The 19274-nt window shown below is 31.1% G+C and carries 18 protein-coding genes; 7 read left to right on the top strand and 11 right to left on the bottom strand.

Annotated elements, in window-relative coordinates:
* The first annotated feature begins 1 nt into the window (after position 1).
* Positions 2 to 910 carry a GNAT family N-acetyltransferase gene (locus tag ES044_RS00690; protein WP_147117331.1) on the top strand — a complete coding sequence of 303 codons (909 nt, stop codon included), beginning with the start codon at positions 2 to 4 and terminating at the stop codon, positions 908 to 910.
* A gap of 440 nt (positions 911 to 1350) precedes the next feature.
* On the opposite strand, the gene ES044_RS00685 is transcribed toward ES044_RS00690, so the two are convergent.
* From ES044_RS00685 to ES044_RS00670, 4 genes are read right to left on the bottom strand one after another with little or no spacing between them, the layout of a single operon-like run.
* Positions 1351 to 2157 carry a class I SAM-dependent methyltransferase gene (locus ES044_RS00685; RefSeq protein WP_147117332.1) on the bottom strand — a complete coding sequence of 269 codons (807 nt, stop codon included), beginning with the start codon at positions 2155 to 2157 and terminating at the stop codon, positions 1351 to 1353.
* Complete coding sequence (locus ES044_RS00680; RefSeq protein ID WP_147117333.1) at positions 2150 to 3412, bottom strand: polysaccharide biosynthesis C-terminal domain-containing protein; 1263 nt, start codon at positions 3410 to 3412, stop codon at positions 2150 to 2152. The genes ES044_RS00685 and ES044_RS00680 overlap by 8 nt, the downstream gene beginning before the upstream one ends.
* Positions 3409 to 5310 (bottom strand): asparagine synthase (glutamine-hydrolyzing), encoded by a 1902-nt coding sequence (gene asnB, locus ES044_RS00675; protein ID WP_147117334.1) that lies wholly within the window; start codon positions 5308 to 5310, stop codon positions 3409 to 3411. Before asnB ends, ES044_RS00680 begins: the two co-directional genes overlap by 4 nt.
* A 3-nt stretch (positions 5311 to 5313) precedes the next feature.
* The gene (locus ES044_RS00670; protein WP_147117335.1) at positions 5314 to 6450 is read right to left on the bottom strand and encodes a glycosyltransferase family 4 protein; all 1137 of its coding nucleotides are present in this window, start codon (positions 6448 to 6450) and stop codon (positions 5314 to 5316) included.
* A 70-nt stretch (positions 6451 to 6520) separates the two neighbouring features.
* On the opposite strand from ES044_RS00670, the gene ES044_RS00665 reads away from it, so the two are divergent.
* The 5 genes from ES044_RS00665 (at position 6521) to ES044_RS18395 (ending at position 9956) form a co-directional block, all read left to right on the top strand.
* Positions 6521 to 7210, top strand: a complete 690-nt coding sequence (locus ES044_RS00665) for a YjjG family noncanonical pyrimidine nucleotidase (protein ID WP_147117336.1) — start codon at positions 6521 to 6523, stop codon at positions 7208 to 7210.
* 35 nt (positions 7211 to 7245) lie between these two features.
* Positions 7246 to 7794: a hypothetical protein gene (locus tag ES044_RS00660; RefSeq protein WP_147117337.1), complete on the top strand. Its 549-nt coding sequence runs from the start codon at positions 7246 to 7248 to the stop codon at positions 7792 to 7794.
* 1 nt (position 7795) lies between these two features.
* Complete coding sequence (locus ES044_RS00655) at positions 7796 to 9160, top strand: DUF5723 family protein (RefSeq protein WP_147117338.1); 1365 nt, start codon at positions 7796 to 7798, stop codon at positions 9158 to 9160.
* A gap of 190 nt (positions 9161 to 9350) precedes the next feature.
* The gene (locus ES044_RS00650) at positions 9351 to 9788 is read left to right on the top strand and encodes a hypothetical protein (RefSeq protein ID WP_147117339.1); all 438 of its coding nucleotides are present in this window, start codon (positions 9351 to 9353) and stop codon (positions 9786 to 9788) included.
* Positions 9789 to 9815: 27 nt separating this feature from the next.
* Positions 9816 to 9956, top strand: coding sequence for a hypothetical protein (locus tag ES044_RS18395; RefSeq protein ID WP_189663139.1), 141 nt, complete (start codon positions 9816 to 9818; stop codon positions 9954 to 9956).
* Here ES044_RS18395 and ES044_RS00645 read toward each other — a convergent pair.
* Positions 9953 to 11224 (bottom strand): replication-associated recombination protein A, encoded by a 1272-nt coding sequence (locus ES044_RS00645; protein WP_147117340.1) that lies wholly within the window; start codon positions 11222 to 11224, stop codon positions 9953 to 9955. The genes ES044_RS18395 and ES044_RS00645 overlap by 4 nt on opposite strands.
* 77 nt (positions 11225 to 11301) lie before the next feature.
* Between ES044_RS00645 and ES044_RS00640 the strand changes: the two genes are divergently transcribed.
* Positions 11302 to 11985: a rhomboid family intramembrane serine protease gene (locus tag ES044_RS00640; RefSeq protein WP_147117341.1), complete on the top strand. Its 684-nt coding sequence runs from the start codon at positions 11302 to 11304 to the stop codon at positions 11983 to 11985.
* A gap of 29 nt (positions 11986 to 12014) precedes the next feature.
* Here ES044_RS00640 and rlmB read toward each other — a convergent pair whose 3' ends face one another.
* From rlmB to ES044_RS00615, 6 genes are all read right to left on the bottom strand, one after another.
* Complete coding sequence (rlmB, locus tag ES044_RS00635; protein WP_147117342.1) at positions 12015 to 12764, bottom strand: 23S rRNA (guanosine(2251)-2'-O)-methyltransferase RlmB; 750 nt, start codon at positions 12762 to 12764, stop codon at positions 12015 to 12017.
* Positions 12765 to 12838: 74 nt separating this feature from the next.
* Positions 12839 to 13570 carry a hypothetical protein gene (locus ES044_RS00630; RefSeq protein WP_147117343.1) on the bottom strand — a complete coding sequence of 244 codons (732 nt, stop codon included), beginning with the start codon at positions 13568 to 13570 and terminating at the stop codon, positions 12839 to 12841.
* 59 nt (positions 13571 to 13629) lie between these two features.
* Positions 13630 to 15123, bottom strand: coding sequence for a RagB/SusD family nutrient uptake outer membrane protein (locus ES044_RS00625; protein ID WP_147117344.1), 1494 nt, complete (start codon positions 15121 to 15123; stop codon positions 13630 to 13632).
* Positions 15124 to 15145: 22 nt separating this feature from the next.
* Complete coding sequence (locus tag ES044_RS19325; RefSeq protein ID WP_317132296.1) at positions 15146 to 16711, bottom strand: TonB-dependent receptor domain-containing protein; 1566 nt, start codon at positions 16709 to 16711, stop codon at positions 15146 to 15148.
* The gene (locus tag ES044_RS19320) at positions 16683 to 18434 is read right to left on the bottom strand and encodes a SusC/RagA family TonB-linked outer membrane protein (protein WP_317132295.1); all 1752 of its coding nucleotides are present in this window, start codon (positions 18432 to 18434) and stop codon (positions 16683 to 16685) included. Before ES044_RS19320 ends, ES044_RS19325 begins: the two co-directional genes overlap by 29 nt.
* A 581-nt stretch (positions 18435 to 19015) precedes the next feature.
* Positions 19016 to 19249 carry a RagB/SusD family nutrient uptake outer membrane protein gene (locus ES044_RS00615; protein WP_147117345.1) on the bottom strand — a complete coding sequence of 78 codons (234 nt, stop codon included), beginning with the start codon at positions 19247 to 19249 and terminating at the stop codon, positions 19016 to 19018.
* Positions 19250 to 19274 lie beyond the last annotated feature (25 nt).

The following is a 19274-nucleotide window of genomic DNA, read 5'->3' as shown; positions in this document are numbered from 1 at the left end:
TATGATAAAATACATAAAGCGAAAAGATATAAACACGCAAAAATATGATGCTTGTATTGATCAATCGATACAAAGTAAAATTTATGCTTTTTCTTGGTATTTAGATATTGTTGCAGACAATTGGGATGTTTTGGTTCTAGATGATTATAGCGCTGTGATGCCAATTACGTGGCGAAAAAAAATCGGAATTAAATATGTGTATCCCCCTTTTTGGCTGTTAGAATTAGGTGTTTTTTCTTTGGATGAAAGTGTTGATTATAGCTCTTTTTTTAAAATAGTATGCAACCATTTTAAATTTGTTGAAACCAGATTAAATACCCACAATCATATTCAAGAATCAGCATCATTTTTGATAGATAAACAAATGCAAATTTTATCAATAAAAGAAGGATACAAAGCTGTTTTTAGTGCCTATAGAAAAGATAGACGTAAGGATTTACGCAAAGCAACAAACGCCAATTTAACTGAAAAATGGGATGATGATGCGGATACATTAATTCAGTTATTTAAAGATAATGTTGGTCAAAGAACTCCTTATATTGTCGCTAAAGATTACGATGTTTTAAGAAAATTGATAGAGATTTGTATTGAAAAGGGAGTAGGAGAGATACTTTCTGTTTATAATACCGAGAGTAGGTTGGTAGCTTCTGGTTTTTTCTTAAAACATAAAAATTGTGTTACAATTTTAGTGTCATCCACAGACTTTAAGTACCGAAAAAATGGAGAAAATACTTTTTTAATAGATCGTGCTATTTTTAAATTTCAGAAAGATTATGAAGTTTTTAATTTTGGAGGCTCTTCTATGGATTCTATTGCTAGCTATTTTTTAAGTTTTGGCGCTGCAACCCACAACTACAAGCAGATTAAATACAATAATTTACCATTTTTAGTACAGTTGATTAAATCGTAAGGTTTAAAAAATGAGCAAACTTTTCGGGAACTTTTTTATTAAAAACTAATTCTGATATGTTTTCCGTATAAATTTCTTTTTGTTTGAGTCTTGTAAAATAGCTCAATATAGCGCTAGTTTTTTTGTTTTTAGTGGTGAAACTCAATTTTAAAAAATAGTGAAGCTATGAATTCAAAATTGTAAGTTGAACCCGACTGATTGGCAGGTATGCTAATCTCGCTCTATGTAATGAGTTTTTTTCAGTATTTAGGGAGTCTTTAGGTTTAATACCCTTCGACGCTTTGCTCCGAGGTTGTTCATTTCAAAATAAAGCTTTCAACAAATAATACATTAGAGCAATAGAGGTTAAAATTAAGTTGCACTATCAGTTTTAAAAAGATAAGAAAAATTAGTAGCTTATGAAATAGTATTTTGTACCGTAAAATAATTTCAATCAGCTTTTATAGGTTTTTTATACTGGCGTTTATAACAAACTTTTTTGTGGGCTTTAGAGGAAAATCTAATACCGAATTTTTTAGTTTACGACCAATATATATGGCGCATAGCGTATTAGAAACATGATATAGATTGGTTTTTTCTTTTTCAGGAACACCGTCTAGAATCCCTAATAAAACTTCGGGTCTAATTTCTTCTGGATTGTAGGCATAATCATGCCAGATTACCACAGTATTTTCTTTCAATAAATGCTTAAAAACCTTTTCGGTATCATTTTTCACGTAAGTGTAACTATGGTTTCCATCAATAAAAATAACATCAAATTTTTTGTTTAATTTTTTAAAATCATAAAACATAGAGTCGCCAAGAAGATGTTTTATATTGTTTTTTCCTTTAGAATAAAAACCATGTAAATCTGCATATTTTTGAGGCAGACCTAACGCTATAATTTCCTCATTAGATAAATTTAACGTGTAACATTCCTTTGCAACTTCTGCAACATTTATAACACTTTCACCACGCCAGGTTCCAATTTCAAAATAACTACAATTTGCTATTTGTTTGCATAAGGCTTTTAATAACATAATATCTGTAGGAATAGAGCCTCCTCCTAAAAATGAATAAGTAGTTAGATTTTCGTTAAAATCAGGAATTAGTTCTTCAATATTAATTGTTGATAGTTGTGTTTTTTTTGGATATTTTTTCGAAAGAAGTTGATGCCAATAATAATCACTTCCTACGATTAAATTTATCAAACTAGGTTTTTCAACAAGTAATTTAATTCCGAGAACTATTTTCTTAAATTTATTCATGAACAGTCATTTTTTTATATAAATAGAAAAACCAGAGATAAGAAAATAGTCCGGTAAACCACATTAAAATTGCAGAGGTAATAGCGGCACCCTTTATGCCGTAAACAGGAATTAAATAATAATTAGCAAAAATATTGATGATCAAAGCGATACCAATTATATAAGAGTTTACTTCAATTTTTCCTATTGAGCAGAGTAAATTACCAAATAATCCTCTAAAAATTAGAATTCCAAAAATTCCAAAAATTAAAATTAAAAAACTTTCTGAATAAATTACAAAATCTTTGCTAAAAAGGCTTAAAATCGCATCAGAAAATAAGAAAGCAAATCCGAAAATTAGCAGGCTTATTAAAGAAAACAAGAGCATGTAACTTTTTATGTACGTATAAATATATTTCTTGTCATTAATTTTTTCTGTAAAGGCAACAAAGTCTGTGGCTATAAAGGCCTGGGAGATGAATAAAAGACTTAACGGAATGATTGAAACATATTTGTATGCAGTTACCATTTCTGGATTTTCCATTAAATGCCCAATTAAGATAATATCTATAGCTACCAGTAAATTAGTAACCACTGTTGTTACGCCAGAATAAAAACCATATTTCCAAAAAGAATAATTAACAATTTCTAATTTGTTCTGAATAGAAAAATTGATGTTTAATTTTTTAAAAAAAAGTATTGACGTTACTGTTGGTGCTAGTATAATTGCAAAAATATATCCTTTTTCTTGATAAAAGTAACTAAAGATTAAAACAGAAATCACCAAAGTTAAATTGTAAATGATATCTGCTTTTGAAAAAGTCTTGTTATTGTGTTTTAGTCTAAATTGAATTTGTATAATATTAAGGACAAACAAAGGAATCAAAACTAAAGACAGTAAAGCAAGGTAATTGCTAGTGTTTTCGAATTTGAAAGGAAATAAATAGCTAAAAATTACAATTAAAATAATAATACCTACGGTAACAAGAACTCCTTTTTTAAAAACATAAACAAATAAATTATTCTTGTCTTCATCATTTTTTAACAGTGCTCCATAACGCACCAAACTTTGGTTTAAACCAAGGCCCCCAAATGGTGTTAAAAAAGCAATTATATTGTAGGCAAAAAGGACCACTCCTAATTCTTTATTGGGTATTAATTGAAGTGCTAACCAAGAGGCTAAGAAAGATAAACCTCTAGAGACAACAGCTGCTGTAAAAACATAACTGCCAGATCTATTTAAAAAGTTTTGCACGTAATTTTTTAAAAGTTTCATGGTTTATCTATAAAATTTTGTAGCCAAATTTCAGTAGAAACTAATTGCCATATTTTAGCTTCGTTTTTACTTTTTAAAATTTTATGAACAGCTACATTATTAAAAATATTTCTATTTTTAAGCTGTTTGATGGTTTCGAGAACAAAATCTTTTAAATCATTTTCAATCCAATTTTTTAGTGGTACTGCTAAACCTTTTTTAGGCATTTGTAATACATTTTTTGATAGATGGTTTTTTGCTATTTCTTTTAAAATATATTTTTGAGTGTTATTTTTTATTTTAAATTTTGTTGGAATTTTAAATGAATCTTCAATAAAATTATGATCTAATAAAGGAAATCTACCTTCTATAGAAAAAGCCATTGTTGTTGCATCTAAAGCTCGCATTTGATGATTACTGATGTACGATTTTAAATGAAAAAAACTCATTGCTTCAAAAGTATCGGTAAATGCTGTATTTTTTGAAGTGTATAAATTTTCTAGTGTTGAGGTTGTATTAAACGATTTGTTTAAAAATAGATTTTCAATTTCTTCGTCATAAAAATTGGTGTGATAATGAGAGTAATACTCCCCAAAATTACTACAATTTGCTATCTTTTTTGCTTTTTTTATTTTTTGATGAATTTCAGGTATAAGATGAATCAGTTTTTTGTGGCTCCTTAATTGCTCCCACAAAGAAATTTTTTTAAAAACATCATAACCTCCAAAGAGTTCATCACCACCTAAACCACTTAATACAACGGTAGTTTTATTTTTAGCAGCCATTTCAGATAAAATAAAATTTGCAGAAATACTATGATAAGGTTCCTCATAAGCAATAACAGATTGTTTTAAATTTTTAAAACTTTCTTTTACATCTGCATATTTAATAATATGATTTAAATGATGAAGCTGAGCAGTTTCTTGCGCATAAGCTACCTCATTAAATTTTTTAAGATTTTCAAAACCAAGTGTTAATATTTTTATGTTTGGTTTTCTCTTTGATGCAATTACAGAAATTAAAGAAGAATCTATTCCGCCACTCATAAAAGAACCGACCTCTACATCTGCTATTAAACGATAATTTACAGCTTTATATAAGCTTTCTTCAATGAGGTTTTTACTTTGCTTTTCTGATAAAGAGAAATCTTGTGTTTGTGTTGGTATTTCCCAGTACTTTTCTTTCTTTACGAAATTATTATTTAGATAAATTGTTACGTGATGTGCCGGTTCTAGCGCAAAAATATCTTCAAAAACAGTGTTAGGTCTTTGGGCTGTTGTAAACCTAAAGTTTTGCCATAAACCTTCCCAGTTAATTGTTGGTTTATATAATGTTGATTTAATAATGGATTGAACCGTACTAGCAAAAATAAAATGAGCGTTGTTTTTATGAAAATAAACAGGTTTTATACCAATTCTATCTCTCGCTATAAATACTTTATTTTTATGAGTGTCTAGAATTGCAAAAGCAAACATTCCATTAAATTTTTCTAGGGCTTTTTTACCCCATTGTTTATAGGAGTTTAAAACAACTTCCGTATCAGAATTTGATAAAAATTGATGTCCTAACCCTTCTAATTCATGTCTTATTTCTTTGTAATTGTAGAGTTCTCCGTTAAAAATAATCCAAAATTTTCGAGAAATATCGGTTAGTGGCTGGTGACTTTTTTCAGTAAGATCTATAATTTTTAATTGTCTAAAACCAAAACCAACTTTAAAATGATGGTTGTTTGCGGTATTTATGTGGTTGGTTTTTTTAACAAGAGAGTCATTACCAAAAAAAACAGAAGATGTATTTGAATACAACATATAGCCTTCATCATCAGGACCGCGATGCCTTAAACTGTCTGTCATTTTTTTTAATGACGTTGCTTTTTCTAATTCTTGATTAAAATTAATAATCCCTGCAATTCCGCACATAAATTAATTGCTTAAAGTTTTATAGTACAAATTTGTAAACTTTTCACAAATTACTTGATCACTAAAATTAGACGCAATATAACGGTGCATTTCTTGTTTTGATACTATTTGATGCTTTTTATGAAAATAATTAAGAATTTCTTCTTCTAGCTTTTTTTCATCTTTAGCGTTAATTAAGGTGCCAAAATTATCTGGAAAATATTCATGTATTCCGCCAACGTCTGAAGATATTACTGGTATTCCGCAAGCAAAAGACTCTAAAATTACACAAGGTAAATTTTCAAAATTACTAAAAAGTATAAATAAGTTGGCTTCTTGTAAATGTTTTTTAATTAAATGATGAGGTATATGAGCTATAAATTCAATATTTTTAGAAAGTATCCCTAATTCTTCAGAAAAATTTTGATAGTCCTTTGAGTTTTCACCGATAATTTTTAAATGAAAACCAGAAATTTTATGCTGAAGATTCGCTATAACTTTTAATATTCCTGATATATTTTTGTGAATATCATTCATATTAGAAATATGAATAATAGAAAACACCTCATTATTTGTTTCTATAGGATGAAATTTTTTTGTGTTCACTACATTTTCAACAGGCGCGTAATTTCCTTTTAATCCAAACTGAATTAAAGAATTTTCTAAATCTTTTGTAACTGGACAGACAAAAGAGGCTTTCTTAACGATTAATTTTGATACCATTTTTTCAAACAAAGAGATCTTTTTAGATAATGGATATGTATAGTCTGTAAAGTGCTCTGTAATTATAAAAGGTGTTTTTTTAAACCATTTTAGATACAAACTAAAAATACCAAAAGGATAAATTTCATTGAGATGAACAATATGAAAAGTGTTTGTTTTAGCAATTAAGCCATTAAAGGCTTTTATAAAAAGCAATACTTTTTTGAATGCGTTTTTAGAGTACTTTAGGTAGGCTATGTGAGTCTCTATTCCATTAATTTTATTACTTATAAATTCAATGTTTTTTTTATTATTTTTATCAGTAATAATATGAATAACAGTTACTTTATGCTCTTTATTTAAGGCTTCTGCATGTCGTTGAATAAAATCGCCATTATTTGGTAGCACCCTTGAAGGATACCATCCGCAAACGAATAAAACTGATAATTTTTGTTTCAAAAAATAATTTTTAATCAAGACAAATATAACAACTAAAAAGAGTATTCTAGGTGTATTAATTCTTACTTTTATGGCTATGAAAATAAAACACGTATTCTTCGATTTAGATCATACTTTATGGGATTTTGAAAAAAATTCTGATTTAACTTTCGAGAAAATATTTTTGAAGCACAACGTTAAAATAGATTTAGTAGGCTTTCTTAAAATTTATAAACCCTTAAACATAGAATATTGGAAACTTTATAGAGAAGAAAAAATAACAAAAGAAGAGTTAAGATACCAGCGATTAAAAACAGCCTTTGATAGCGCAAATTATGAGATAGAAGATAATTTAATAGACCTTTTGGCAATTGATTATATAGCGTGTCTTCCAGATTTTAATCATTTACATGAGGGGGCTATAGAAATATTAGAGTATTTAAAAGATAAGTATCAATTACATATTATTACGAATGGTTTTGAAGAAATTCAAACAAAAAAAATGGAATCTTCAAAAATATTACATTACTTTAGTGTTATTGTAACTTCTGAATCTGTCGGTGTTAAAAAGCCAAATCCAAAAGTTTTCAATTTTGCTCTTGAAAAAGCCAATGCTCAAAGTGATAATTCCATAATGATTGGAGATAGTATTGAAGCCGATATTGAAGGTGCTTTAAGTGTAGGAATGAATGCTATTCATGTAAATTTTGAAAAAGAAAAAGTAAATAATGTTTATTTTAAATCGATAACCTCTCTTTTAGATATAAAACAACATCTCTAAAGGTAAGATTGTTATCTTAAGATTAGTTATTACTTATGAAATCCCCCAAAACAATAAGCTTTTTAGTAAGCTTGTATTTACTTACATCCTGTTCAGATAGTTTAGATTTTAGCCAGCTTAAAGAGTATGTTTACAAATCTAAATTTACGACCTCATTAATCTATTTTAAAGTAAATCCTTCAGAGTTTACAGAGAGTATTGGCGGTGCTTCTATATCAAGTATTTCTGACGAGATTAAATTTAAAGATTTTCAAACGGATCTGCTAGAAAGTGTTCTTGCAAGAATCGATTTGAAAGCCAACATAGAAAATGGATCTAATAATACCTTAATTTTAGAAATTACCTTTTTAAATAGATCAAAAGACGTAGTTTTTGAGACAAAGTCTAGAGAGATCGCAGCTAACACACTTTTCAACTATTTTTTAATTATTGATCTTCATCAGCATCCAGAGATACTAGACACAACATATCTGAATTATAAGATTACATTAGAGAATGATTCTAATCGTTCAGATGCTCTTAATGCTGGTAGAGAAATAGAATTAAATTCCTCGATGGATGTTTATATAGAAGCAAAACTGTAGTATGAAGAAAGTTTTTCTTTTATGGGCAGTTTTCTGTTTTATATCTTTAAAATCTCAAAATAAGCAAGTGCTGTATAATTTTGCAGGACTACCGCAAACATTATTACTCAATCCTGGTTCAGAAATTAACTATAATTTTCATGTTGGTATCCCGCTATTTTCAGGCATATCTGCAGAAATTGGTTCTTCTGGTTTTTCATTAGCGAATCTTTTTGCAGATGATGGCATCAATATTAATGATAAAATAGAAACTATTTTAAAAAGGTTAACTACACAGGATTATGGAAAACTTTATGCGCAAGTAGAGGTTTTAAATGCTGGGTTTCGAGTAGATCATAGAACCTATTTAAGTTTTGGTTTTTATACAGAAATAGACGCCTTTGGTTATTATCCAAAAGATGTTTTTACGCTGCTAAATGAAGGTAATTCGGGGTATTTGAACAATAACTTCTTGTTTTCACAGATTGTATATAAACTAGATGTTCTGGGAGTGCTCCACTTCGGTGCTTCTCACCAATTTACAGAAAAATTAACACTTGGGGCTAGATTTAAAGTATACTCTTCTGCTGTAAATATGCGCTCTAAAAATAATACGGGAAGCTTTGTAACAGTTGCGGGTAGAGAAAACGCGTATAAACATATTTTTAGTGATATAAATATTATATCGAATAGTTCTGGGTTAATTAGAAATGATGAATTTTTAAATAGTGCTGGAGATTATCTGCAAAATGTTTTTTTAGGTGGTAATTTAGGAATTGGGTTTGATTTGGGAATTACGTATCGTATTAATGAAAATTTAGAGTTTTCTGGCAGTATTTTAGATATAGGTTTTATTCATCACACTAAAGATATATCAAATATTACAGCCAAAGGAAGTTTTGCTTATGAGGGTATTCAATTTCAGTTTGATAATAATCAGAATTATATCAACGATATCGAAGCGAGGTTTAAAAGAGAATTGGTGATCGCTGAAAATGAAAGATCTTATGTCTCGTTAAGACCCATAAAAATGAATGCAGCTTTGATGTATCGTTTTGGTGATAAAATAACAAGAAAATTTGACAACTATTTTACCAAAGACTTTTATACAGATGCTGCGGGTGTTCAATTACATACTGTTTTTAGACCTTTAAGGCCGCAAGTAGCCTTAACTGCTTTTTATCAGAAATCACTTACAAATAACCTCCAAACAAAGGTTACGTATACAGTTGATGATTTTTCTGTTTCTAATATAGGTGCTGGTATATCAGCTCAATTTAAGAACGTAAATTTGTATGGTTTGGTAGACAATATTTTGTCTTACAGAGACCTCTCTAAGGCAAATAACATATCTTTACAGTTAGGAATCAATTTAATATTTAACTAAAATGATAAAGAATACTGTTTTTTTTCTCTTACTTTTAATCAGTGTATCTTTCTACAGCCAAACAGATTTATTTTCAAAATATCAATATCTTATTGTTGTCGATAAGTTTGATTTTTTAAATGATTCCGATAAATATCAAACAAGTTCTTTAACGAAGTTTTTGTTTAAAAAAAAGGGCTTTAAAGTTTTTTTGAGCAACGAAAAGTTGCCAGCTGCACTCAATGGCAACAGATGTTTGGCTTTATTTGTTTCTGTAGTAGATGAATCTTCTATGTTAAGCATAAAAAACGCTATCGAGATTAAAGATTGTTTTGGCAATACTGTTTACAAATCTAAAACAGGTAAGAGCAGGTTAAAAGAATATCAGAAAGGATACCAGGAGGCAATAAGAAATGCTTTTGATACGATGGATGATTTTGAGTATCAATACAATTCAACGCAATTAGCGCAGGTATCAAATGATACCATAAGTAATCAAACAAGTTTAAAAAGTGCTGATAAAAAGGTGATTTTTCCGGTAGTTAGTGCAATCTCCGAATTAAAAGAACAAGATGTAAAACAAGTAAAGTTAGGTTTAATTGCGGTTGATGTTTTATATGCACAAGCTATAGAAAACGGATTTCAGTAAGTAAATACGAAGCCAGAAGTGGTTTTTTTGATCTTGAAAACATCTAGAAAAGAGAATTTTATTCTTAAAAATAAAAAAGGAAACTTCTATAAGAAGGGCGATAATTGGTTGGCAGAATATTATGAAGGCAATCAATTAATAACAAAAGAGTTTCAAGTAAAGTTTTAGTATCCGTATTTATCTTTCCATCTCTTTTTTAGGGTTTCTTTAAACTGATTTTCTCTGGCATTATTGCCAGGTTCGTATAATTTATGCCCAGAAACTTCTTGTGGTAAATACTCTTGAGTTACAAAGCTGTTTTCATAGTCATGAGAATATTTGTAATTTTTACCATAATCTAAATCTCTCATTAGTTTGGTTGGTGCGTTTCTTAAATGAATTGGTATCGATAAGTCACCGGTCTGTTGCACTAAACTTTGGGCATTTTTAATGGCTAAATAAGAAGCATTACTTTTCGGTGAATTTGCCAAATAAATAGCACATTGGCTTAATATAATTCTAGACTCTGGATGCCCAATTACAGAAACTGCTTGAAACGTATTGGTGGCTAATATTAAAGCAGTAGGATTTGCGTTGCCAATATCTTCAGAAGCAGCAATCAGCAACCTTCTTGCAATAAATTTAACATCTTCGCCGCCTTCAATCATTCTTGCTAGCCAATAAACGGCGCCATTAGGGTCGCTGCCTCGAATCGATTTTATAAAAGCGGAAACAACATCATAATGTTGCTCACCAGTTTTATCGTATCTAGCGGTGTTTTTTTGTATTTTTTCTAAAACTAAAGCATTTGTAATGTCAGTTTCATCTTCAGCAGAAACTAACAGTTCAAAAATATTTAAAAGTTTTCTAGCATCGCCACCAGATACTTGCAATAGGGCATCTGTTTCTGAAAGCGTAATTTTTTTGGATGATAAATGTTCATCTTCTTTCATAGCTCGGTGCAAAAGAGCAATTAAATCATTTTTGTCAAAAGAATTTAAAATATAAACTTGGCAACGAGAGAGTAAGGCAGGTATTACCTCAAAACTTGGGTTTTCTGTAGTAGCGCCTATTAAGGTAACCCAACCTTTTTCTACTGCACCTAATAATGAATCTTGTTGAGATTTACTAAACCTGTGAATTTCATCGATAAATAGTATAGGATTTTTTGCCGTGAATAAACCTCCGCTTTTTTTAGCTTTTTCTATAACTTCTCTTACATCTTTTACACCAGAACTAATTGCGCTTAATGTGTAAAAAGGTCTTTTAGAAGTGGTGGCAATAATATTTGCAAGTGTTGTTTTACCGATTCCTGGAGGTCCCCATAAAATTAAAGAGGGTATAATTCCTTGTTTGATTAAATTAGTTAAAACACCATTTTTACCAATTAAATGCTGCTGGCTAATATAATCATCTAGAGTTTTAGGTCTAATTCTTTCTGCCAAAGGTTCATTCATCTTGCAAAAATAACAAAGATTTCTGACAGATATTGTAAAAAAACCTTTTGGTTCTGTTTTTGTTATTTTTGTTGTCGATGAGTAGAAATCAAAAATCAAAATTAAAGAGTTCTATCTTTTTAATCCCGGTAGTATATATTATTTTTATTTGGGTGGTGTATTGGGTAGAAATACAATTTGGCTATAATTTTAATAAATTTGGTGTATTTCCTAGAACTTTAAAAGGATTTAGAGGAGTCTTCTTTACTCACTTTATACACGGAGATATTGGTCATTTATTTAATAACTCTATTCCGTTATTTGTTCTTTTATGCAGTCTTTTTTACTTTTATAAAGAAGTTGCTTATAAAGTCTTATTTCTTGGTGCTTTTTTAACGGGTTTCTTAACCTGGGTTATTGCTAGAGATTCTTACCATATTGGGGCAAGTGGCGTTGTTTATCTGCTTTTTAGTTTTGTTTTTTTTAGTGGCATCATTAGAAAACATTTTAGACTTGTAGCTGTATCTTTTATTGTAATTTTTCTTTACGGAGGTATGGTTTGGTATGTATTGCCTATAAAAGACGGAATTTCTTGGGAAGGACATTTATGTGGTTTTTTCACAGGATTTATTTTTGCATTTATATATAAAAATATAGGTACAGTAAAAAAAGAACACCAATTTACGACAACAGAATTTGATTTACTATTTGATGAAAATGGCAATTTTTCTCCACCAAAAAATGAAGATATAAAAGATGGAGTAGAAGCGGAGCTAAAGTAGCGTAAATAGTATTTTTTAAATGGTTCTGATTAATTTTTAGAAGCTATTCTTTGTCTCACAGCTTCATATAAGAAAACTCCGCAAGCAACAGAAACATTTAAAGAGGCTATTTCACCTAAAAGGGGCAACTTTGCTTTATAATCAACCATTTTAAGAATAGAAGGATTTATTCCTCTATGTTCAGAACCCATTATAATGGCAATAGGTTGCTTAAAATTAATATCATAAATTGAATCTTCGGTTTTTTCAGTAGCTGCTACTATTTTGATGTTTGCAGCCTGTAACAAAAACAAAGCATCTTTTAAGTGGTCTACTTTGCAAATAGGTATTTTAAAGGCTGCACCGGCTGAAGTCTTTATTGTTTCTGCATTTACAGGAGCACTCCCGTTATTTTGCACTATAATACCGTTTACGCCAGAGCATTCTGCAGTTCTAATAATTGCACCAAAATTACGAACATCAGAAAGTTGATCTAATAAAATAAATAGAGGTGTTTTACCACGTTCTACGGTACTATCAATTAACTGTTCTAAATCATGAAATTCTATGGGAGATATTTGGGCAACAGCACCTTGATGATTACTGTTTTTAGATAATCTATCTAACTTTTCTACTGGTACGCCGCTGGTTGCAATACTTTTTTCTTTTATCAATTTATCCAGTTCATAGAAAAGAGTGCCTCTCAAACCTTTTTGTAAATAAATTTTACTAATGGTAGATCCACTTTCTATAGCCTCAATAATAGCTCTAATGCCGAATATGTTTGTTGTTTCTATCAATGTATAATGTTTTGAAATACAAAAAAAAATCGTAATCAAAGGATTACGATTTTCTTTCACTTATTTGTTTAAAATTAGTTTACTGTAAAAACAGTACTTGTTCCCGCGCCATAAGCACCGTTTGAACTAAATACTTGCACACCGTTTATGGAAAAATTAACAGCGCCCGCACCATCTTCGTACTGATCGAAAATTTCAAATCTGTATTCACCTGCTGGTAAGCAAGTAGCGTCTCTTTGAGTTCCGCTAGCACCTGCATAACCACCAAATCCGACTGTAGTATTATTTTGTAATACAATAGCATTTGCCGCAACATCAACAACTCTCCAGTATACTTCTTCTGGATATGCATCTAACGAAACTGCAATTTTAAATTTACCTTCTCCTGCAGCACACCCTTTTGCCACGTTTAACGTAATCTTTTCACCCACAGATATATCTGAAGACCCTGTTAAAGCGATAGATAAAGTTTTATCCACAACGATATCTAAATTAACATCTTTAAAAACAAGATCAATTACTCCTTGGTTTGTATTTGCAGGAATTGTTACAGAGGTAGGTGCTGTATAAGATGCTTCACCTAAAGTACCTGATAACATTAAAGGAATTGTTCTATCTGCACCTGTAATATTAGCAGTAAAAATGCTAACCGATTGCGCATAATCAACACCAGGTGTAACAGTAATGTCTCCTAAATATGATTCGAAAGAAGCGTAAGATGTTCCTAAAGGTTCAACTTTGTCTTCACAACTACTAAATGCCGCTAAAGCTATAAATAGTAATGAGTATAGTTTTAAATTTTTCATTTTTATATATTATTTAGAAAGAATAGGAGATGATTAAATCTCCTATTCAAACATTATGATTAGTTATTTTGAGTAGAAATAAAAGGATTAAATTGTATTTCTCCTTCTGGAATCTCAAAAGTCATACGCTCATCATTGTAAGGAATTGGCTCACCAACAAAAGATAAGTGGTTTGATCCTCTAACTGTAGTAGCTTTGTTACGTTTCATCGCTAAATAACTTTTACCTTCTCCCCATAATTCAATTCTGGTTTGCAAGTAAATTTCATTTTTCAATTGTTGTCCAGATAATCCATCAATGTAAGATGCATCTGGTACTCTTTGACTAACCAAAGCTTTAAGCTCTGTTCTTGCTTGACCGTCATTGTTAGAAAACGCTGCAAATTCTGCTGCTAAAAGGTGCATTTCTGCAACTCTCATATACACGTAATCTGCTTTCACGATTTGAGACGTACCATATCTTGTTCTATCAGAGTCAAAAAACTTGTTTAAAGGCATTAAGTGTGTAGCCGTTGTTGGCGAAACATTAAACTGTGCTTTTCTAAAGTCATTTGCAGGAATTGCATCAAAAAGACCAGCGTCAATTGATTTAGAATCTCCAAATGCTGGGTAACTATAGCTATAGAAGTCCATTTGACCCCACCATGAAACTAAACCTAATCCAATTTCTTCATTTAAATCAACACCCCACATCCACCCAGATGTGTTTACATTGTTAAAACCACCAGTAACTTCAGCAGAACTCATAAGGTTATAACCACCAGTCATAGCAGCTTTAGCCATTGTATAAGCTTTTGCATAATCGGTACCTCTAGCACCTAAAACATATGCATAAATGCCTTGAGCAACTGTTTTATTAATTTGTGTTTTGTTAGCTCTCGTAAAACCGTCTAACAAGCTAATAGCATCTGTTAAATCAGCTTCCATAAGATCATAAATTACACTTGCAGCTACTTTAGGTCCATTTAAATCAAGGGCACTTGTATAGATAGGAAGAATTTCTTCGCTAGCGTCATATGATTTTTGGTAAAATTGGGTTAAATAATAATAGGAATGAGCACGTAAAGCTTTTGCTTGGCCCATTACATACTTATTCGCATCACTTTCTGGAACAACATCCATACCGCCTAAACCATCAATTACTTCGTTACAGCCTCTTACAATTCTGTAGTAATATCTCCATACTTGTCTATTGTCTGCAAACGTAAAATCTGTTGTAGCTTGGAGCTCTGTAATAGAAGCTCTATACCATCCATAAACACTTTGGCTTAAGGCTAAATCACTTGATAACATATCACTAAATATGTCATACGATTTATGACCAAAATCATCGTGACCAGTGGTTCCTCCAGTTTGGGTCGTAAAGGTTAATGAATAAACACCGCCCATTAAGGCATCACCAACTTCAGGATCAACAACAGAAGCATCTTCTAGCTGCGCAGAAGTAAGGGATGCAGATCCTTGGTTTGCTGGCTTTTCTAAAAAGTCGTCTCCACAACTTACCATTGTAACGGCTAAAGCCGAGAGTAATCCGTATTTAAATATTTTGTTCATTTTTTTGTTTTTTAAATTAGTATTAAAATTTCACTCTTACACCTACAGTCATAGTCGTTATTGGTGCAAATAATGCTCTTCCTGAATTTCCAGTCTCGCTAGTATTAGGAAAGAATCCCTGACGTGCTGTAGCGTTAAATAAATTATCTGCAGCCAACCATATATTTACAGTTTTTAAAGAGATTCTATCTAAATATTCTTTAGGCACATTGTACCCAATGTTAACGTTATTTAAAGCAAGAAAATCTGTAGAAGTAATAAATCTTGTTGAAGTAGAAGTACCATTTACAATTGCATTATCTGATAACAAAGGAACATCTGTAATGTCTCCTGGGTTTCTCCATCTGTTTGCAATGTCTTTATGGTAGTTATTACCAACTGCACCAAAACGATCTTGCATTAATTCTGCATATTGTGCATCATACGCATGGCCACCTATACTATACGTAAACTGTGTACCAAAATTAAAGTCACCTAATTGACCCGATAAACGGAAAGCTCCTCTAACATCTGCAATTGCAGATTTGTTTGCAAATACAGTTGATGCATCTGCGTACGCTTTAGTAACTGTTTTTTGAATATTTGCTCCTGGTACTCTTGTCTGGTATTCTACGATCGAACCTGTATTGTTGGTAATAGCTGCATCAGCAGGAACCCAAGAAGCATCAGAATAAGAAGATGGCTCACCAGCGTCTAAAACACCGTTGCTATTTACATCATCAAAATACTGGAACCACATTGGTGCCCCGTCTGAAGGATCTACACCTGCCCATTCACGCATGTAAAAATCAAAGATAGATCTTCCTGCGGACCTTCCATAACGACCATTTGGTGTTAATACTTGAGGTAACCCCGTTGCTGGATCTAATGGCATTGTTGCAATTTCGTTATTTACAATTTCTCCGTTAAAAGATAAATCTAAAGTAAAATCTTTTTTGTTGATCAAATGACCTGTAATATCAAATTCTAAACCTGAATTGATTAATTCACCATCATTTACTGTAATAGAAGAAATACCTTGAGATGGACCAACAAAACGATCAAAGATCAAATTATCTGTGAATTTTCTGTAATAATCTAAATTAACATCTAAATATCTACCAAAACTCATTTCTGCACCAAATTGAAATTGTTTTGTAGTTTCCCAAGTAATATCAGGGTTACCAATTGCTCCTGGAGCTAAAGTAATACCACCTGCTAAATTACCACCGTTAAATGTATTGTATCCTGGAAAAAACCCAACACCTGCTTGATCACCGGTAACACCATAAGAAGATTTAAATTTTAAATAACTTAAAACTTTATTATTTCGTAAAAAATCTTCGTTACTTGCTATCCATGAAGCACCAATAGAACCAAAAGTACCCCATTTGTTGTTTACAAATCTAGACGACCCATCTGTTCTTACAGAAGCAGAGAAATAATATTTTTGATCATAGTTGTAGTTAACTTGACTAAAATAAGACTCGATTGTAAAACCACGAGTTTGACCAGAAGGCAATCCTAAACTAGACTGAAAATTGTCTAAATCAAGTAAAAACGGACTTATTTGTAATCCTTTAGAAGCTGATGAAAAGATTTGTTTCATTGCTTTCATGTGCTACTAAAGCATCGATAGAATGACCACCCCAAGATTTGTTATAATTTACAATTTGTAAAATGTTTTGAGTTAAACTAGAATAATCGTTTACACTTAAAGAACCACTGTTAGAGACTCCACCGCCATAAAACTTGTTTGAGTAATCTCTGTTTCTTTGATTAGCGTATTGAACACCATAACGAATTTCTGCAGTTAAGTTATCTGAAAACTTAAAAGTAGCAGAAAAGTTACCGTTCATCTCATGACGATTTGTACCATCAAAATCATACCTAGCAGAACCAACTGGGTTTAAACCATTAGCGTTTGGTCTATCTCTAAAACCTGAAAGAGAACCATAATCATACTGAAAACCACCATAATTAAGATCTGGTACTAATTCTCCGTTGTCATCTCTTAAAAATACAGGAAAAATAGGTGCCATTTTATCAGCAAATTCAAAAATATTTTCAGCACCGTCTATTTGACCGTTTGCAATACTTTCTGAATATGCATAACCAATGTTAGAATTTACTTTTAACCAAGGCTTTACATTACTTGTTAAATTTAAACGTGTTGTATATCTTTTAAATCCTGTGTTGATAGAAATACCATTATCATCTAAATAACCAAATGACGCAAAATATCTTGTATCTTCATTACCACCACCCATTCTTAAGTTGGTTTCAGTTCTAAAAGCAGAATCAAAAGCTACATCCTCATATCTTTGTGGTGTATATTTTCTGGTAACACCAGGGCGAACTTGACCCGTATTAGGGTCTATTAATTCTCCACCGTTTGCTACATTCCACATATTATATCCAGGAGCAACATAGTTACCTGTAAATAACTGTTGATTTGCAAAAGCAACAGGATCAGCATTCCCTGTAATAGTTCCTCTGTTTTTGATACCTTCCCATACATATCCTATGTACTCTTCAGGTGAAGTTACTACATCATATCTTGGAATAATTTGAGCATTCACACCCGTTTTAACATCTATTTCAATGTACGTGTCTGTTGCACTACCACCTTTTGTTGTAATTAAAACGACACCATTTGCACCTCTAGAACCATAAATTGCAGTTGCAGTTGCATCTTTTAAAATAGTTGTACTAGCAATGTCACTAGGGTTAATAGAGTTTAATGGGTTAGCACCTTGAACAGTATTTACATCAAAGGGTACACCATCTACTACATATAAAGGATCTCTGTTTCCGTTAACAGAACCAAATCCTCTAATTCTAATGGTACCTACAGTACCTGGTTGTCCAGATCCGTTAATTACCGATACACCGGCAACTTCACCTGCTAATGCTTGCGTAACATTTGAGAAGTTCTTAACTTCTAATTGCTCTTGTGTTACAACAGAAGCTGTTCCTACAAACGCTTGTTTTGTAGAAGTACCGTAACCTACCACTACAATTTCGTCTAAAACATTAGCGTCTTCCGCTAACGTAATATTAATAACATTTGAAGAACCTATAGTTTTTTCAACAGCTTTATAACCTAAATATCTAAATACCAAAACAGCACCTGTTTTAGCTTTAATAGAATATTTACCATCAAAATCTGTCTCTGTACCTGTAGTACCTCCTTTAACTATAATACTTACTCCCGGTAAACTTCCTGAGTTATCAGAAACAATACCAGTAATAGTCTTCTCTTGTGCAAAGGTAATTTGCACGACCAACGCCAGTAATAGCGTTAAAAATCCATTAAACTTTGTTCTCATTGTATAATTATTTGAATTAATATTTCCCAAAAGTCCTAAATAAAACTTAAAAAAACAATTTTTTAACACTAATATGTGTAAAAAATATTCATTTTAATATTCAATTCAGTGTTTTGGTCGGTGTTTAACTAGTTTACTTTCATGATAAACAAAAAAAAAGGTATTTTTTTTTGTTTATCATGAAAAATTTTAAGCTTAAACGATTTTTCACTTAACTGGTTTTTATCTAAAAATAGTGGTCTGTTGGTTTGGTTTAATCAAGAAATCTTCTACTTTTTAAAGGATAATACTATTAATTTCGCCAGTTCCTGTCCTGATTTTAAAATCACGAACATTACTTATTTTGGTTAGCTGGGTAAAAATAAAAAATATATAAACTGTTAAAGGGTTACTTACCAGTTTATATATTTTCTATTGTATGAAAAACTTTAATTACGTTTTTAGTTTGGAGAAACTACGCCAACAGATTGTTCATTGGGTTGATTAAAAACTAACCCCTGGTCTGGTACACTCTAGTTATCTTTATAATTCTAGTTAAAAGTAGCAATTACATTTAAATTCTCTTCACCATCCAATACAGATCATCTAGATTTTGGAGTTTTTGTAATATCCCAGCGTCTAGCGTCATAAAAAGAAACACCTCTTAAAAACAACCCTATTCTTCTTTCTATTCTTAATTCTTCTAGCGCTTGGGTCTGTGTTAAACCTTTACTAGCAGCGCTAGCTAAACTTGCTTGTTGTTGCGTTCTTACGCCGTCTATGATAGTAAGGCCATTTTCAACCTGACCAGAAAATATCAAAGTTTCTGCTTTCATCAATTCATTTTCATCATAAGTATCT

The organism is Polaribacter sp. IC066 (assembly GCF_007997085.1).
Lineage (GTDB): Bacteria > Bacteroidota > Bacteroidia > Flavobacteriales > Flavobacteriaceae > Polaribacter.
The sequence above is the reverse complement of the archived record's forward strand: the minus strand, read 5'-3'. Positions and strand labels throughout refer to the sequence as shown.

What these genes read in the sequence shown, in the direction of transcription:
- ES044_RS00690 (WP_147117331.1), top strand. Translation starts at nt 2, where the DNA reads ATGATAAAATACATAAAGCGAAAAGATATAAACACGCAAAAATATGAT.
- ES044_RS00685 (WP_147117332.1), bottom strand. Translation starts at nt 2,157, where the DNA reads ATGAATAAATTTAAGAAAATAGTTCTCGGAATTAAATTACTTGTTGAA.
- ES044_RS00680 (WP_147117333.1), bottom strand. Translation starts at nt 3,412, where the DNA reads ATGAAACTTTTAAAAAATTACGTGCAAAACTTTTTAAATAGATCTGGC.
- asnB (WP_147117334.1), bottom strand. Translation starts at nt 5,310, where the DNA reads ATGTGCGGAATTGCAGGGATTATTAATTTTAATCAAGAATTAGAAAAA.
- ES044_RS00665 (WP_147117336.1), top strand. Translation starts at nt 6,521, where the DNA reads ATGGCTATGAAAATAAAACACGTATTCTTCGATTTAGATCATACTTTA.
- ES044_RS00660 (WP_147117337.1), top strand. Translation starts at nt 7,246, where the DNA reads ATGAAATCCCCCAAAACAATAAGCTTTTTAGTAAGCTTGTATTTACTT.
- ES044_RS00655 (WP_147117338.1), top strand. Translation starts at nt 7,796, where the DNA reads ATGAAGAAAGTTTTTCTTTTATGGGCAGTTTTCTGTTTTATATCTTTA.
- ES044_RS00645 (WP_147117340.1), bottom strand. Translation starts at nt 11,224, where the DNA reads ATGAATGAACCTTTGGCAGAAAGAATTAGACCTAAAACTCTAGATGAT.
- ES044_RS00640 (WP_147117341.1), top strand. Translation starts at nt 11,302, where the DNA reads ATGAGTAGAAATCAAAAATCAAAATTAAAGAGTTCTATCTTTTTAATC.
- ES044_RS00630 (WP_147117343.1), bottom strand. Translation starts at nt 13,570, where the DNA reads ATGAAAAATTTAAAACTATACTCATTACTATTTATAGCTTTAGCGGCA.
- ES044_RS00625 (WP_147117344.1), bottom strand. Translation starts at nt 15,123, where the DNA reads ATGAACAAAATATTTAAATACGGATTACTCTCGGCTTTAGCCGTTACA.
- ES044_RS19325 (WP_317132296.1), bottom strand. Translation starts at nt 16,711, where the DNA reads ATGAAACAAATCTTTTCATCAGCTTCTAAAGGATTACAAATAAGTCCG.
- ES044_RS19320 (WP_317132295.1), bottom strand. Translation starts at nt 18,434, where the DNA reads ATGAGAACAAAGTTTAATGGATTTTTAACGCTATTACTGGCGTTGGTC.
- ES044_RS00615 (WP_147117345.1), bottom strand. Translation starts at nt 19,249, where the DNA reads ATGAAAGCAGAAACTTTGATATTTTCTGGTCAGGTTGAAAATGGCCTT.